The 15,453-nt window shown below is 65.8% G+C and carries 15 protein-coding genes; 8 read left to right on the top strand and 7 right to left on the bottom strand.

Annotated features, from left to right (window positions below; all coding sequences use genetic code 11):
* The first annotated feature begins 2 nt into the window (after positions 1–2).
* The 8 genes from madM (at position 3) to AC1DEK_RS14250 (ending at position 7,038) form a co-directional block, all read left to right on the top strand.
* Entirely contained in the window at positions 3–767 is a 765-nt protein-coding gene (gene madM / locus AC1DEK_RS14285) for a malonate transporter subunit MadM (RefSeq protein ID WP_478125909.1), read from the top strand.
* A 9-nt stretch (positions 768–776) separates the two neighbouring features.
* Complete coding sequence (gene mdcA / locus AC1DEK_RS14280; RefSeq protein ID WP_478125908.1) at positions 777–2,459, top strand: malonate decarboxylase subunit alpha; 1,683 nt, start codon at positions 777–779, stop codon at positions 2,457–2,459.
* A 159-nt stretch (positions 2,460–2,618) separates the two neighbouring features.
* A complete protein-coding gene (gene mdcC, locus AC1DEK_RS14275; protein ID WP_478126311.1) occupies positions 2,619–2,963 on the top strand; it encodes a malonate decarboxylase acyl carrier protein in 345 nt (114 codons plus the stop codon).
* Entirely contained in the window at positions 2,960–3,838 is an 879-nt protein-coding gene (locus AC1DEK_RS14270) for a biotin-independent malonate decarboxylase subunit beta (RefSeq protein WP_478125907.1), read from the top strand. The genes mdcC and AC1DEK_RS14270 overlap by 4 nt, the downstream gene beginning before the upstream one ends.
* Before the next feature lie 11 nt (positions 3,839–3,849).
* Positions 3,850–4,551: a biotin-independent malonate decarboxylase subunit gamma gene (locus tag AC1DEK_RS14265; RefSeq protein ID WP_478125906.1), complete on the top strand. Its 702-nt coding sequence runs from the start codon at positions 3,850–3,852 to the stop codon at positions 4,549–4,551.
* A 9-nt stretch (positions 4,552–4,560) separates the two neighbouring features.
* Positions 4,561–5,247: a malonate decarboxylase holo-[acyl-carrier-protein] synthase gene (gene mdcG / locus AC1DEK_RS14260; RefSeq protein ID WP_478125905.1), complete on the top strand. Its 687-nt coding sequence runs from the start codon at positions 4,561–4,563 to the stop codon at positions 5,245–5,247.
* Positions 5,244–6,116 (top strand): triphosphoribosyl-dephospho-CoA synthase, encoded by an 873-nt coding sequence (locus tag AC1DEK_RS14255; protein WP_478125904.1) that lies wholly within the window; start codon positions 5,244–5,246, stop codon positions 6,114–6,116. Before mdcG ends, AC1DEK_RS14255 begins: the two co-directional genes overlap by 4 nt.
* A gap of 13 nt (positions 6,117–6,129) precedes the next feature.
* Entirely contained in the window at positions 6,130–7,038 is a 909-nt protein-coding gene (locus AC1DEK_RS14250; protein ID WP_478125903.1) for a malonate decarboxylase subunit epsilon, read from the top strand.
* Between the two features lie 206 nt (positions 7,039–7,244).
* Here the strand turns inward: AC1DEK_RS14250 and AC1DEK_RS14245 are convergent, their stop codons facing one another.
* The 7 genes from AC1DEK_RS14245 to AC1DEK_RS14215 all read right to left on the bottom strand — a co-directional run bounded on the left by AC1DEK_RS14245 (position 7,245) and on the right by AC1DEK_RS14215 (position 15,409).
* On the bottom strand, positions 7,245–9,599 hold the full coding sequence (locus tag AC1DEK_RS14245; RefSeq protein ID WP_478125902.1) for a hypothetical protein: 2,355 nt from the start codon (positions 9,597–9,599) through the stop codon (positions 7,245–7,247).
* 120 nt (positions 9,600–9,719) lie between these two features.
* Positions 9,720–10,994 carry a PucR family transcriptional regulator gene (locus AC1DEK_RS14240; protein ID WP_478125901.1) on the bottom strand — a complete coding sequence of 425 codons (1,275 nt, stop codon included), beginning with the start codon at positions 10,992–10,994 and terminating at the stop codon, positions 9,720–9,722.
* Between the two features lie 217 nt (positions 10,995–11,211).
* A complete protein-coding gene (locus tag AC1DEK_RS14235; protein WP_478125900.1) occupies positions 11,212–12,906 on the bottom strand; it encodes an MFS transporter in 1,695 nt (564 codons plus the stop codon).
* Between the two features lie 226 nt (positions 12,907–13,132).
* Positions 13,133–13,768, bottom strand: a complete 636-nt coding sequence (locus AC1DEK_RS14230; protein WP_478125899.1) for a DsbA family protein — start codon at positions 13,766–13,768, stop codon at positions 13,133–13,135.
* A complete protein-coding gene (locus AC1DEK_RS14225; protein ID WP_478125898.1) occupies positions 13,765–14,004 on the bottom strand; it encodes a DUF1289 domain-containing protein in 240 nt (79 codons plus the stop codon). The genes AC1DEK_RS14230 and AC1DEK_RS14225 overlap by 4 nt, the downstream gene beginning before the upstream one ends.
* A complete protein-coding gene (locus tag AC1DEK_RS14220; protein ID WP_478125897.1) occupies positions 14,001–14,489 on the bottom strand; it encodes a YbaK/EbsC family protein in 489 nt (162 codons plus the stop codon). Before AC1DEK_RS14220 ends, AC1DEK_RS14225 begins: the two co-directional genes overlap by 4 nt.
* Positions 14,489–15,409: a hydroxymethylglutaryl-CoA lyase gene (locus AC1DEK_RS14215; protein WP_478125896.1), complete on the bottom strand. Its 921-nt coding sequence runs from the start codon at positions 15,407–15,409 to the stop codon at positions 14,489–14,491. The genes AC1DEK_RS14220 and AC1DEK_RS14215 overlap by 1 nt, the downstream gene beginning before the upstream one ends.
* Positions 15,410–15,453 lie beyond the last annotated feature (44 nt).

Genomic DNA, 15,453 nt, shown 5'->3' with positions numbered 1-15,453 from the left:
ACATGATCGAAATCCTCGAAAAAGCCGCCATCCAGAACGGCCTCGTGACGGCCTTCGCAGTGGTCGGGCTGATCATCCTGCTCTCGGGCCAGATCTCGCGCCGATTGACCTTCGGCCGTGTGCACGGCTCGGCCATCGCGATCGTGATCGGCCTGGCGCTCGCCTACTGGGGCGGCACGCAGACGGGCGGTCACAAGGGCATTGCCGACATGTCGCTGTTCGGAGGCATCGGACTCATGGGCGGGGCCATGCTGCGCGACTTCGCGATCGTCGCGACGGCCTTCGAAGTGCAAGCGACCGAGGCACGCAAGGCAGGCTTGATCGGCGTGGTGTCACTGCTGCTCGGCACGGTGCTGCCCTTCATCGTCGGCGCCGCCATTGCGTGGAGCTTCGGCTATTCAGACGCGGTGAGCATGACCACCATCGGCGCCGGCGCGGTCACCTACATCGTCGGTCCGGTCACCGGCGCCGCGATCGGTGCGACCCCCGACGTCATGGCGCTGAGCATCGCGACGGGGCTGGTGAAGGCCATCATCGTGATGGTCGGCACACCCATCGCGGCGCGTTTCCTGGCGCTGAAGACACCGCGCTCGGCGATGGTCTTCGGTGGATTGGCGGGCACCGTCAGCGGCGTTTCCGCCGGACTTGCCGCCACCGACCGAAAGCTGGTGCCTTACGGCGCACTGGTCGCGACCTTTCATACCGGGCTTGGATGCCTGCTGGGCCCCTCGTTGCTGTTTTTTGCCACCAAGGCTCTGGTCGGCTGAGGATTCACCATGGACCGTATCAACTGGAACACCAGGGCGGACAACCGAGCGGCGCGTCTTGCACGAGCGGCTGCCGCACTTGGCAGGCAACTCACCGGCAAGCGCGTGGCCACCGAGGCGATCGGCACATTGCTCGAAGCCGTCCTGGAGCCTGGCGACCGCGTCTGCCTCGAAGGCAACAACCAGAAGCAGGCCGACTTCCTGGCGCGAGCGCTGGTGCAGGTCGACCCCACGCGGGTGCACGGCCTGCACATGGTGCAATCGGTTCTCGCGCTGCCGGAGCACCTCGACGTGTTCGAGAACGGCGTCGCATCCCGACTCGACTTCAGCTTCTCGGGCCCGCAGGGCGCACGGCTCGCCAAGCTGGTCTCCGAAGGGCGCATCGAGATCGGTGCCATTCACACCTACCTCGAACTGTTTGCGCGCTACTTCGTCGACCTCACGCCGCAGGTGGCGCTGGTGGCGGCGCACGCGGCCGATGCCGAAGGCAACCTCTACACCGGCCCCAACACCGAAGACACGCCGGTGATCGTCGAAGCCACCGCCTTCTCGGGCGGCATCGTCATCGCGCAGGTCAACGAACTTGTCGACGGCGCGACCACCACGCTGCCGCGCATCGACATCCCGGCCGATTGGGTGAGCTTCGTCGTGAAGGCGCCCCGGCCCAATTTCATCGAACCGCTGTTCACGCGAGACCCCGCGCAAATCAGCGAAATACAGGTGCTGATGGCAATGATGGCCATCAAGGGCATCTACGCCGAATACGGCGTGCAACGCCTCAACCACGGCATCGGCTTCGACACCGCCGCCATCGAACTGCTGTTGCCGACCTATGGCGAGTCGCTCGGCCTCAAGGGAAAGATCGGCAAGCACTGGGCGTTGAATCCGCACCCGGCGCTGATTCCCGCCATCGAGGCCGGCTGGGTGCAATCGGTGCACTCCTTCGGCTCGGAGCTCGGCATGGAAGATTACATCCGCGCGCGATCCGACATCTTCTTCACCGGGCCGGACGGCAGCCTGCGCAGCAATCGCGCGCTGTGCCAGGCGGCGGGGCACTACGCGTGCGACCTGTTCATCGGTTCGACGCTGCAGATCGATCTTGACGGCAACAGCTCGACGGCGACACTGGGTCGCATCGCAGGCTTTGGCGGCGCGCCCAACATGGGGGCCGACGCGCGCGGCCGCCGCCACGCGAGTCCGGCATGGCTCAAGGCGGGGCGCGAGGCGCGCAACGGCCGCACCGGCGCGGCCGGCACGCCGCGCGGACAGAAGCTGGTCGTGCAGATGGTGGAGACCTTCCGTGAGCACATGCAGCCGGCCTTTGTCGAGCGGCTCGATGCCTGGCAGCTCGCCGAGCAGGCGCGAATGGAGTTGCCCCCCGTGATGATTTACGGCGAAGACGTCTCGCACATCCTCACGGAAGAAGGCATTGCGAACCTGCTGCTGTGCCGCAACGACGCCGAGCGCGAGCAGGCGATCCGTGGGGTGGCCGGCTATACCGCCGTCGGGCTGGCGCGCGATCGGCGTGCGGTCGAGAACCTGCGCGATCGCGGTGTCATCCGCCGACCCGAAGACCTGGGCATCGATCCACGCCAGGCCACGCGCAACCTGCTGGCGGCGCGCAGCATGCGCGACCTGGTGCGTGCTTCGGGCGGGCTGTACCAGCCGCCGCGTCGATTCAGGAACTGGTGACATGCAGCTCACCCCCAGCCTCGCCCACTTCGTGTGGCTCGGACACCCCCTTGCAGGGGGCAATCCCGGCGGCCCGGCAGAGCCGGTTCCGCGGGATTTCTGGCCGCGCTTGTGGCGGTTTCATGCGTCGCTCACAGCGCGCAAAGTCACGGAGCATCAATCATGACAATTCCCGCGGGGCTTGAAGCTCTCGATTTCGTCTTCTCGGGCAGCCGGCCTGCAGGCAGCTTTGCGCCCGTGCTGGTGGGGGTCGTCGGGTCCGGCAACCTCGAGGTGCTGCTCGAGGCGTCCGCCGGCGACGACTGCAGGGTGCGCGTCGAGACTTCGGCGCGGGGCTTCAGCCCGATCTGGGAGGCTGTGCTCGGCGACTTCCACGAGCGCCATCCGCTGGCGGGCGTTCGCATTTCCATCAACGACATGGGTGCGACGCCTGCCGTCGTCAGCTTGCGGCTCGATCAGGCCGTGGCTGAATTGCCGACTGCGGCGCAAGGAGGACGGCCATGATCAGCTTTGCCGAATGCTCGGCGCGAGAACGGCTCGCGTTGCTGCTCGACACGGACAGTTTTCATGAATGGCTGCCGCCGGCCGAGCGGCACACCAGCCCGCATCTCGCGCAACTCGGCGTGCCCTCGTCCTTCGACGACGGCGTGGCGATCGGCCGGGCCAGGCTCGGCGGGCACGATGTGTTTGTGGCCGCGCAGGAAGGCGCCTTCATGGGCGGCGGAGTCGGCGAGGTGCATGGTGCCAAGCTGGTCGGACTGCTGCGCCGTGCGCTGCGTGACAGGCCATCGGCCGTGGTGCTGCTGGCGGAGTCGGGCGGCGTGCGCCTGCACGAGGCGAACGCCGGGTTGATCGCGGTGTCCGAGGTCATGCGCGCGGTGCTCGATGTCCGCGCCGCGGGCCTGCCGGTGATCGTGCTGATCGGCGGCGCCAACGGATGCTTCGGCGGCATGGGCATCGTGGCACGCTGCGCCGACTGCATTGTGATGAGCGACGTCGGGCGGCTCGCGATGTCGGGCCCCGAAGTGATCGAGGCGTCGCATGGCGTCGAGGAATACGACTCGCGGGATCGCGCGCTCGTGTGGCGCACCACGGGTGGAAAGCACCGCTGGCTCACGGGCGATTGCGACATGCTCGTGGAAGACGACGTGGCCGCCTTCCGCAAGGCTGCGCTCGATGCCATCCACATGGCAAAGCCCGTGACGCTGGCTTCGTTGGAACACGAACATGCCCTGCTTGCAGCGCGCATGCAATTGCTGCCGGCTGCCGACCCGGAACTCGACGATGCCACCGCGCTGTGGTCGCGCCTGGGCATCCCTGAGGCCCAACGTGTGCCTGAACTGGATGTGGCTGCGGTGCGCGCACTGCTTCCCCAATGAGGACCGAAACCATGGACTGGAATCTTCTCGCCACCCGGCTCTTCGGAGCCGAACACGGCATCACCGCAGACGGCGATTTCCTGCAAGGCACTGCGCGATTCGATGGGCATCCCATCGCCGTCATCGGCACGACGAACCACGCGCCGATCGGCGTCAAGCTCGCATTGGCGCAGGCGCGCTTGGTGCTGGACACCATCGCCCGGCATCCGCAGCGGCCGATCCTTCTGCTGATCGACACGCAGGGCCAGCAACTGCGGCGGCGCGACGAACTGCTCGGCATCAATCGCGCCATGGCGCACCTCGGAGCGAGCATCGATCTGGCACGAAGGCTGGGCCATCGCGTGATCGGGCTGGTGTACGACCAGGCGCTCTCCGGTGGCTTCATCACGTCGGGCCTGATCGCCGACGGTTGCTACGCGCTGCCCGAAGCCGAGATCCGTGTGATGCGCATCCCGGCGATGGCCCGCGTGACCAAGTTGCCCGAGGACATGCTCAATGCGCTCTCGCAATCGAACCCGGTCTTTGCGCCCGGCGTGTCGAACTATGTCGCGATGGGCGGCGTGCGCTCGCTGTGGGACGGCGACCTGCCCGCCGCCCTGCGGAATGCGCTGGCGCACACGCCGCGCGAAGATGAGCGCGCTGTCGACGGCGCCGAGCGCGGTGGGCGGCGATTGGCCGCGGCCATCACCCAGCGCGTGCTGGACGCAGCCTGAGGTCCGCACATGATGCCGCTGCGCCGCCATCGATTGGTCCACTTGTCCGACGCTGGCTGGGCCGGTATTCGCGCCCGCGCATGGGACACGCAGGCACAGGCCTGCATCGATCACTGGTCGCTGCACCGACTGCCCCTGGTCGTCACACGACAGCCTGCGTGCAACGAGTCATGTGACGCACCGATCGCGCTCGGCTTGCCGGCCCCGCTGCGATGGGACCGGCGGCGCATCGCCGTCCATGTGCCGCGCAGCGCCATCGCGTGGTTCGACGAATTCCCGCGTGCGTCCGAAGCGGCAACGCTCCTCCCACGCGCACCGCGTTCGGCGTGGCGCACGCTGGAGCGCGCTCTTGCCGACTGCGGGGCGCCCGCACGCGTGTACGGCAGCTATGGCTGGCATTTGTTGACCGGGCTGGAGTACTTGCGTGACGGCTCCGATATCGACATATGGATCGCAGTCGGCGACGCCGATCATGCGGACACGGTCGCTCACCATCTGGAGCGGTTGACACCCAAGCATCCGCGGCTCGATGGCGAGCTCGTGTTCGATGACGGAACGGCGGTCGCCTGGCGCGAATGGAGTGCCTGGCGCGCCGGCCGGGCGCGCCATCTGCTCGTGAAGCGCTTGCATGGCGCAGCGATGGCAGACGCGGCCTTCCTGCGCCGCCGTGCGCACGTTCTGGAGATGGCCGCATGAACACGTCCGCGACTCGACGCACTGCGCAGCGGGCGCACGAGCGATGCCTTGCCGCAACCGACATCGGACGCGCCGCCACACTTGCGTTGCACGACGAACTGGAACTCGCCCCCAAGCCGGGACTGGTGTCCTTCGTCGACAGCGGCAGCCACACGGACATGGATGCGCACACGTTCATGCGCAGCCTGTTCGCGCTGCGCCGCTATTTCGTGCAGATCAGTGCCTTGGGCGAAGCTCACGCACCCTTCGAAGCTCTGGAGCGTTGCGGCATCGCTGCCGAGCAATGCATGTTGGCGGCCACGGGAGGCATCAACACCCATCGTGGCGCAATCTTCACGCTCGGCCTGCTGTGCGCTTCGGCGGGCGCCCTCGTTCGCGATGGTGTGCCGCTCAGTCCCGACGCATTGCGCGAATCGCTGCGCCGGCATTGGGGTGATGCACTGCATGCACGCAGCCGGCGCGTCTCGACACTCCCGGGAGGCATTGCAGCGCAGCGGCACGGCTTGCGCAGTGCCTCGCAAGAGGCTGCGCTTGCATTCCCGGTGCTGTTCGAGAGCGCCATCCCTGCGCTCGCGGATGCACAGCGGCGCGGGTTGGGCGCAAGACCTGCGCGCATCGACACCTTGTTCACCGTGATGGCAACGCTGGACGACAGCAACCTCGCACATCGCGGCGGGCTTGCCGGACTGCGGTACGCACAACGCGCCGCACGCGGGTATCTCGCCGATGGCGGCGCCGCACGCGACCATCGATTCGAAGCCGCAGCGGAGATTCACAGCGACTTCGTCTCGCGGCGGCTTTCGCCTGGTGGTGCCGCCGACACATTGGCCGCAGCGTGCTGGATGCGCCGCGTCTGCGAGACCATCTGAAGATCCGTCGTCCATGGGCTTCGCGCTGATCTTCTCGGGCCAGGGCATGCAGCATCCTGCGATGCTTCCGTGGCTGACCGAGGACGAATCGCTGCAGACCGTCGAGCGCGCACTTGGGCGCGATTGGCGCGAACGTCTGGAAGATCCCGCATGGGCCGGCCGCAACGCGCATGCGCAACTGTTGCTGACAGCACTCGGCGTTGCCGCATGGTCGCAACTCGCGCCGGCCTTGCCCGAGCCTGCCGTGATCGCGGGCTACAGCGTCGGTGAACTGGCGGCCTTCTCCGCCGGGGGCGTTTTCTCGCCGCGCGACGCCATCGCCCTGGCGCAACATCGCGCCGCACTGATGGACCGCGACGCCGACAAGTGCGCCACAGGGCTGATGGCAATCAGCGGACTCGCACAAAAAGCGCTGGAACGGCTGTGTGCGGAGTTCGGCTTGGCGCTCGCCATCCGCAACGACCCGGCCAGTGTCGTCGTCGGCGGAGCGAAGGCGGCGCTCATGCCGGCCGCAGAATCTGCGCAGGGCCTCGGCGGCCATGTCACACTGCTCAATGTCCACGTCGCTTCGCATACACCGTGGATGGCCGATGCTGCGAAAGCCTTCGACGAATTGCTTGCCACTGGGCCTTTCGCGTTCGCGTCACCGCGAACCACCTTGCTCAGCGACTTCACGGGCCGCATTCGCGACGGCGCGCACGCCAAGCTCGCATTGGCCGCGCAAATCGATCACACCGTGCGATGGGATGAATGCATGGAAGGCATCGCGGCGCGAGGCGTCCGCTGCGTGCTGGAGATCGGCCCGGGACAGGCTCTGGCCCGCATGTGGAACCAGCAATATCCGGATATCCCGGCGCGATCGGCGGATGAATTTCGCACCGCGCGCGGCGTGATCGACTGGATCGAACGGCATGCCTCGTGACGAAGTTCGGCCGCGTTTCTGTGGATAACGTTGTGTGTTGTACGAGGACGGCTGTGCTCGAAGCGAGGCGCCATGCGGCTTGCCGCTGGATTGCCCGCAAAACGGGCACCACTCGCTGCCAGGAGCGGAACCGGGATCGAACCGGTACGGGAAGACCTGCCAAGGCCTGACCATCGACAGGCTTGGCAAGTCAAACCCCTAACTCATCAAGGCGTATATGCCGCGGTGTGGCAGGGCCCGCCGTTGCAGGTGTCCACGACCTTGCCATCGGACTTGAGAAACTCCGACTTCTGCAGCCGTGCCGCTGGCGTGGCGCGGGGATCGCTGTGCGGGTCGCTCGCCGTCGAAGGTGCCAGATTGTCTTGCGGCGGTGGGGTGACCCGGCCCGGGCCGCTGTCCCACACGACCAGTGCCGATCCGTCGTAGCCGGTGCTGTTGTCCATGCACGAGAGCTGGAAGTAAGGCACGGCGTCAGGATGGCGACCGGGTGCCAGCGCGGGGCAATGGAGCTTCGCACCCATGGTGCGCGCCTCGATCTCGGCCGCCCACATCGACACCTGGTGGTCGCCGAAGGCCGCATGCATCAGCACCTTGTGCGGCGGAGTGTTGGGCAGCGGCTTGTCGGTCATCGTTTGCGCGTAGCCGTTGGCCTCCGCCCGATCCCAAAGTGTCTGCCACAGCGAGAAGATGAACTGCTGATCCAGGCTGTCTGGATAGGCCGCGTACACCATCGAGGCAAATTGCGGGAAGTCGGCGCTGCGTTCGAGCAGCAGCGAGTAGTTCATTCCCGGCACGCCGAGCACGCCGCGATGAATGTCCTGGGCGACGCTCATCAGCATCCCGCCCAGGATGCCGCCTTGGCTGTTGCCGTCGTAGAACAGCTCGCTGGTGTTCAACACGCTCTGCGGGGCCGTGCCCATCTGGAACGCAGGGTCGCTGCCGAAGCCTTGCGCACTTTGCATCGCGCGCCCGAGCATCAGTGTGTTGAGCACGCCTTGCTGCGTGGTGTCAAAGGGCACGCGGGCATTGGAGAGATCGAAGAACGCGAACACCGCGGGAATCAGTTCCGTCTGCGAGAAGCCGTACCAATTGGTGGCGCAGAACACGAAGTTGTGTTCGTTGCCCATGTCGGTGACGTTGCCTGCGTTGACTTCTGTCGGCGTGCCGAACAGGCCATGTCCATAGAGCGAAATCCGCGCCGGATTCACGCTGCCATCGCCGTTGAGCGCGGCGCGCGGAATGTTGCAGATGAAGGGCACGTCCATGGTTGCGCTGCCGGCGCGTACCGGCAGGTCATTGACGCCCGGCGTCGCGGATGCGTAGTTGAACCGAGGCAGCGGCAAAGGGCTGTCGCCGATGGTCGCGAAAGCGGCCTTGATGCTGTCGAGAGCAAGCGGCGCGCGGCCCTGCAGATAAGGTGCGACCGCGTTCGCCACCGGGGAAATGTCGGTGCCGGTATTGGGCGTCACGATGAAACTCGGCACGGTGAGCACGCCCTCGATGTGGCGCGCGACCTTCGCATTCTGCGTGGGCGTGTAGTCCACCTTGGTCGTGACTCTGAACGCCGGCGTGCCATTGGTCAGCGCGGCAAAACCCGCATCGCGGATCGCGAGCATGCGACCGGTCAAGTTGCGCTGCGAAGCGACTGTGAAGTCCCACGTGAGGAAAAGCGAATCTCGCGAGACGCCGGCTTTCTTCAGCGTGGCGAACAGATCTTCAATGTGCGCACGCCGCTGGTTGACGAAGTCGAGGCTGCTTTCGTGGCTGTCGCGGTAGATCCGGAATGCCGGTCCGGCATCGATCGTCTCGCCCTGCGCATTCTTCAGGTTTCGCATGGCGACGATGTAGCGGTGGCCGTAGTCGAGGCTCTTCGCGACGCGGATGTTGAGGGCCTGGCGGTCAGGCGAGCTCACGGTGTTCTTGTCGAGCTCCACCCAGATCAGCTTTTGTTCCAGGGTGTCGGCATCGATCAGCACGAAAGGAGCGTCGGCCTTGAGAGAGGCCGAGAGGTCCGTCAGCATCGGAGCGCCAGTGCGCGCGAGATCGATGCCCGGCACGCGCGTGACGATCATCGCGCCTGGCGAGAAACCGTCGTTGCGGTTCCATTCGGTGGTGTCGATCGGACGATTGGCTGCGATGGCACTGCGCGGCATCGAGGCGGTCTGCAGGTTCAGATGTCGACCGGTGTCGGCGCCCTTGTCGGCCACGGTGTAGTAGTCGTTCGGAAACGGCAGCATGCAATGCGTCGCGTCGAGGAAATCGCATCGCTGCGCCGTGCTGGCGGTGTCGGCCGGCAGCTGGTCGTCGATGCTGGCGAGCATGATTGGCGACGAATTTCCGCCACCACCAGGGTTGTTGCCGGGGTTGTTGTTTCCGCCATTGCCTCCGTTGCCCGAAGGGCGGATGCTGCTCAGGTCAAAAGGTGCGCTGGACCCGCCACCACCGCAGCCCGCGATGACCGCCGCAAGCAATGCGGCGCCTGCGAGCGCAGTCCAGGGCTTGAGCCTGCGGCTAGATAAGGATGGGCGTGCCGTAGGCTGGCCTCGATCGGGCGATTGCATGGGGTCTTGTCTCCTCGTGGGTGTCGTCTGGAACGACAGCACTCTACGAGTGGGCAACCGACAACGCCATTGGCAAACTGCCCCGCGCCGCTGTGCATTTGCACAACTGCTGGTCAGGACTCAGTGCATCGCCGGCGGCGCACCACGGCTCAGGCGGCGCTGGCGCAGCGCCAGGTACATCCGCGACAGCCATGCCATGTCGTCGAAGCTCGCTCCGAGCACAGTCTCGATGTGCGCGAGCCGGTGGAACAAGGTGTTGCGGTGGATGCCCAGTGCAGCCGCCACGGCCTTGTGGTTCTGGCGGTGGTCGAAATACGCCTCGAGCGTCTCCAACAATGCGGGCTCGGCTGCGAGGCACGCGATCATCTCGCCGCAAAGGGCGGACACTTCGGAGGACTCGCGCATCAGGGTGTCCAGCGCGAATTCGGAGTAGCGAAAACTCAAGCTCCCCTTGTGCATCCTGCGACCGAGATCGATGGCGGCCATCGCCTGCTCGGCGCTGCTGCGCCAGCCTGCGACGCCGGCGCCCGGCAGGCCGACTCCCGCCGCCTCCACTTCCGGGCAAAGCCGCAACAGCTGCTTGACGCGTTCGGTCAGACCCCGTTCGCGGGCATCGGCCGACTCCCCGGCGAGCACCGGCACCCAGATCAACCAATGGCCGCGGTGCTGGCCTGCGGCGGCCGCAGCCGCAAGCTCGGACGCCGATGCAAGCAGCACCTCCAACGCGTGCTCAGGGAGCGACAGGTGTTCCGCGACGGGCCCCGTGATCTTCACCCGCATCGCCAACGCGACGTGGGGATGGTCCGCCGCAATGCCGAGCGCACGGGCCGCATCGTCAAAAGCGCCGGCGCGCACCGGATCGAACACCGCTGCGCAGAGCCGCGCCTGCATCTGCTCCCGCCACCGCATCTCGCGCGTGTGCTCGGCCAAGTACGCATCGCTGATCGTGCGGCTCATCAGGTCGCTGTAATAAAGCAGGAAAGGCGAGACCTTGAACAGCACCTCGTCACCGAGCGACCGATGCTGCCGCACATGCGAGAGCATCGCGTCCATGTAGACGCGTGAGCCCGTTCGATAGGCTTGCAGCAGCGCGGACAGCGAAAGCGCCTGGGCGTGCCGCCTTTGGCTGAATTGGCCGATCCATTGCAGATCGTCCACGTGCGGGCTGCCGCTCGCGAGGAGAGCGTCATACCAGAGTTCGGCGTTCTTGACGCCGGCACGATACACATCCTGCGCCAGGGAATCGCCCAGCGCGCCGTATTCGGGAATGGTGCTGCGCAAGATGTCGAGCATGCGTGAGGACAGTCCCGAGCTGTCTTCGCGCAGGTTTTGCACCAGGCTGCGCAGGTTTGGCGACAGTGGCTCGATGGCGGGATCGTTCGTCGGTTCAGGCATCGCAGCGGTTCTCGGTCGGCTTGTCGTCTCGTTTTCTTGTACTTTCGTCCTTCGCTGGGCGCATTCGCCTTGCCTGGACGCCACGGATCTTCGGCAAGGCGGCGTGCCGATGCAAGAGTGATAGCCAGAGGTACCCCAATGAAAAGAGGCCTCGTATCGGGAAGATACGAAGCCTCTATGTCGAGCCGAGGGCCAGGCCCTCATGCCGGAAAGCCGGTCAGTCGTTCGCGTAAATGTCCACGTCCTTCGTCTCGCGAATGAAGATCGTGCCGACCACGAGCGTCACTGCCGCGATGATGATCGGGTACCACAGGCCGTTGTACATGTTGCCGGTGCTCGCCACGATCGCGAAGGCAGTGGTCGGCAGCAGGCCGCCGAACCAGCCATTGCCGATGTGATACGGCAGGCTCATCGATGTGTAGCGGATGCGGGTCGGGAACAATTCCACCAGCATGGCGGCGATCGGGCCGTAGACCATCGTCACCAGCAGCACCAGCCAGAACAGCAGGACCACCGTCATGACCTTGTTCATCTTGGCGGGGTCGGCCTTGCTCGGGTAGCCGGCGGCCTTGAGCCCGTCGGCGACCGACTTCTTGAACGCGGCGATTTCCTTGCTCGAAGCTTCGTCGAACTTGTGATTGACGACATTGCCGGCCGGCGCGGTGATCGCCGCCTCGCCGATCTTGACCACGGCGGGCGAACCGGCCGGGCCATCGATGCGCTCGTAGCTCACCGAGTTCTGCACCAGGAAGCGCTTGGCGATGTCGCAGGAGCTGTTGAAGTCGATCTCACGCGCCACGGGGTTGCCCTGGAACGAGCAGGAGCGCGGATCGGCCGTCACGGTGACGCCGGCGGTGGCTTGCGCCTTCGCGAGGTCAGGGTTGGCGGCTTCGGTCAGCATCTTGAAGACCGGGAAGTAGGTCACCACCGCCAGCAGGCAGCCGGCCATGATGATCGGCTTGCGGCCGATCTTGTCGGAGAGCGCGCCCCACACGACGAAGAAAGGCGTGCCGATCAGGAGTGCCGCGGCGATCATCAGGTTGGCGGTGGTGCCGTCGACCTTGAGCTGCTGCGTCAGGAAGAAGAGTGCGTAGAACTGGCCCGTGTACCAGACGACGGCCTGGCCGGCGGTGAGGCCGATGAGCGCCAGCAGAACGATCTTGAGGTTCTTCCATTGGCCGAACGATTCAGCCAGCGGCGCCTTCGATGTCTTGCCTTCGGCCTTCATCTTCTGGAAGGCGGGCGACTCGGACAGCGACAAGCGGATCCACACCGAGATGCCGAGCAGCAGGATCGACACGAGGAACGGAATGCGCCATCCCCAATCGGCAAAGGCCGCTTCGCCCACGCCTTCACGCACGCCGAGAACGACCAGCAGGCTCAGGAACAGGCCAAGCGTCGCGGTCGTCTGAATCCACGATGTGTAGGCGCCGCGCTTGCCGTGGGGCGAATGCTCCGCCACATAGGTGGCCGCGCCGCCGTACTCGCCGCCGAGCGCGAGGCCCTGCAGCATGCGCAATGCAATGAGGATCACGGGTGCCGCGACGCCGATGGTGCCGTAGCTGGGCAGCAGGCCGACGATGAAGGTCGACAGGCCCATGATCAGGATGGTGACCAGGAAGGTGTACTTGCGGCCGATCATGTCGCCGAGCCGGCCGAACACGATGGCGCCGAAGGGACGCACCAGGAAGCCCGCCGCAAAGGCCAGCAGCGCGAAGATGAAGGCCGCGCCCGCATCCAGACCGCTGAAGAACTGCTTGGCGATGATCGCCGCGAGCGAACCGTAGAGGTAGAAGTCGTACCACTCGAACACGGTGCCGAGGGACGAGGCGAAGATGACTTTCTTCTCCTCCGCGCTCATGGGCCGGGGAGCGCTGTGCGGCGCGCCCCTTGAATCTAGTGTGGCTGACATGTCGTCTCCTTCGTATGAAATGCGCCCACGGCGTGGGACGTGTCGCATTCTTGGAGGGCCGACTGACCCGAGCCTGTCGCGAAACTGAATGCTCGCTGACGACTTAAGGTGAAACCCGCTCTTCGCATTTCAGCCTGTAGAAAAAGCCTATGTGCACCGCACAAATCCCCGCACGCCCCCGGTCGGGGGCGGAGAGCGACACGAAGTGCGCGAGCCTGGGGGCGAGCTACTTCCTCAGCAGCGAAGGCCGCTGATCCGCGGTCGCCCACTCAGGCCCGTCGAACCAGGCGTCGCCTTCGAGGTAGGCACGCAGCATGGCCAGGCCGTCGAAGCCCCACAACATGCGGCCGTCGACTTCATAGGCCGGCACGCCGAAGACGCCGTGCGCAATGGCCTCGTCGGTGTTGGCCTTGAGTTGCGCCTTCACCTCGTCGCTGCCCACGTCACGCACTTGCCGAAGCTGCGCCGACAGTGCGGCAAGACGCGTCGCATCGGCGGCTTCGGCGCCCGTGCACCACACGTCGCGAAAGATCGTCTCCGCCACGTACCGGTTGATGTCGCCATCCATCGTCGTCGCGAGTGCCAGACGCAGATGCGGCAACGGGTTGTACGGATGCGAAGCAGGCATCTGCATCGGGATGGCATTCGCGCGAGCCAGCCATAGCACTTGGCGATAGGTCCAGGCGCGCTTTGCAGGAATCTCCGCCGGCCCGAGCTGGCCGTGGTGCTTCAGCAGTGCGCCCAGCAGCACGGGCCGGTAGGCCACGCTGTAGCTCAACCCTTCGAGCGCCTGCGGCAACTGCTCGAAGGCGAGATAGGCATACGGTGAGAGAAAGTCGAGATAGAAGACGATGTGCTTCATGCCTTTTCTCCGGAAGCGACGAGAAACCCGGCTTCGGCGCGCAGCTCGATGGCGCGCCATACGCGGCGCTTCTCGGCGTCGTCCATCCGGCTCCATGCGGCGATCTCCGCGAGGGTTCGCAGGCAGCCTTCGCAGAAGCCGCTCGCAGGGTCCATGCGGCAGATCGAAATGCAGGGCGACGGCACATCGCTCGCTGTTTCGCGAGCCGCAATGGCGCGATCGGCAAGCCCGGTCACACCACGTCCGCTACCGGCGCGCCGGTCAATGCTTCGAGATCTTGCGGGCGCAGGCGCACCACCGCATGCGGATGTCCGGCTGCCGCCCAGATGTCCTCGAATCGAAAGAGCTCGCGGTCGATCAGCATCACGGGCGGCGTGGCATGCGCGAAAGGCGAGACGCCGCCGATCGAGAAGCCGGTGCGCGATTTCACGAAGTCGGCATCGGCACGGCCGAGCTTGCCGACCAGCGCCTCGACCTTCTTCTCGTCGACGCGCTTGTCGCCGGAGGTCACGACAAGCACCGCAACCTCGTCGACCTTGCGACGGAACACGATGCTCTTGGCGATCTGGCCCACGCCGATGCCCAGCGCATCGGCGGCCTGCTGCGCAGTGCGCGCGGCGTCGTCGAGCATCTGCGGCGCATGCGGATGGCCCTTGTCTTGCAGCAGGCGCGCCACGCGCTGCACGCCATCAGGCAAAGCTGTCAATTCAGCGCCGCACATCAGCCGGCCCTCTTCGTCAGGATGGCCTTCGACGCGCGCGAGTTCGGCGCACGGCCCAGCGCATCGCTGATGTAGACGCCCGCATCGATCAGCTTGTCGAGATCGATGCCCGTGTCGATGCCCATGCCGTGCAGCATGTAGACCACGTCCTCCGTCGCCACGTTGCCCGTCGCGCCCTTGGCATAGGGACAGCCGCCGAGCCCTGCCGACGACGTGTCGAACTGCCACACGCCCATCTCCAGGCTGGCGAGCGTGTTGCCGAGCGCCTGACCATACGTGTCGTGAAAGTGTCCTGAGATGTCGTCGATGGCGTAGTGCTTCAATGTCGCGTCGATGGCGCGCTGCACCTTCACGGGCGTGCCGGTGCCGATGGTGTCCGCCACGCCGATGTGCTGCACACCAATCCCCTTCATGAGGCCCGCCAGCATTTCGACGCGCGAAGGATCGATCTCGCCTTCGTAAGGGCAGCCGAGGGCGCACGACATGGCGCCACGCACGTAGATGCCCTTCTCCCGCGCCGCTTCGACGACCGGCCGGAATCGCTCGATGCTTTCGGAGATGGAGCAGTTGATGTTGCGCTGGCTAAAGGCCTCGCTCGCGGCGCCGAACACCACGATCTCGTCCGGCCATTCATCACGGGGCGCCGCAATGGCGGCCTCGAAGCCCTTCATGTTCGGTGTCAGCACCGAATAGCGCACGCCGGGCTTGCGCCGGATGCCGTGCATGACCTCGGCGTTGTCCGCCATCTGCGGCACCCACTTCGGCGACACGAAGCTGGTGACTTCGATTTCCTTCAGCCCCGCGTCCTGCAGGCGATGGACGAGGCCGATCTTGATTTCTGCCGCGACCGGCTGCTTCTCGTTCTGAAGGCCGTCGCGCGGGCCGACGTCGACGATCTTGACTCGGGTGGGGAGTTTCATGGCGTTGTCTTTGGGTATCTATCTACAAGGCTGCAATGCTGCGA

This window comes from Variovorax sp. 10N420, from assembly GCF_056394705.1.
This window is presented reverse-complemented; position numbering and strand designations above follow the sequence as displayed.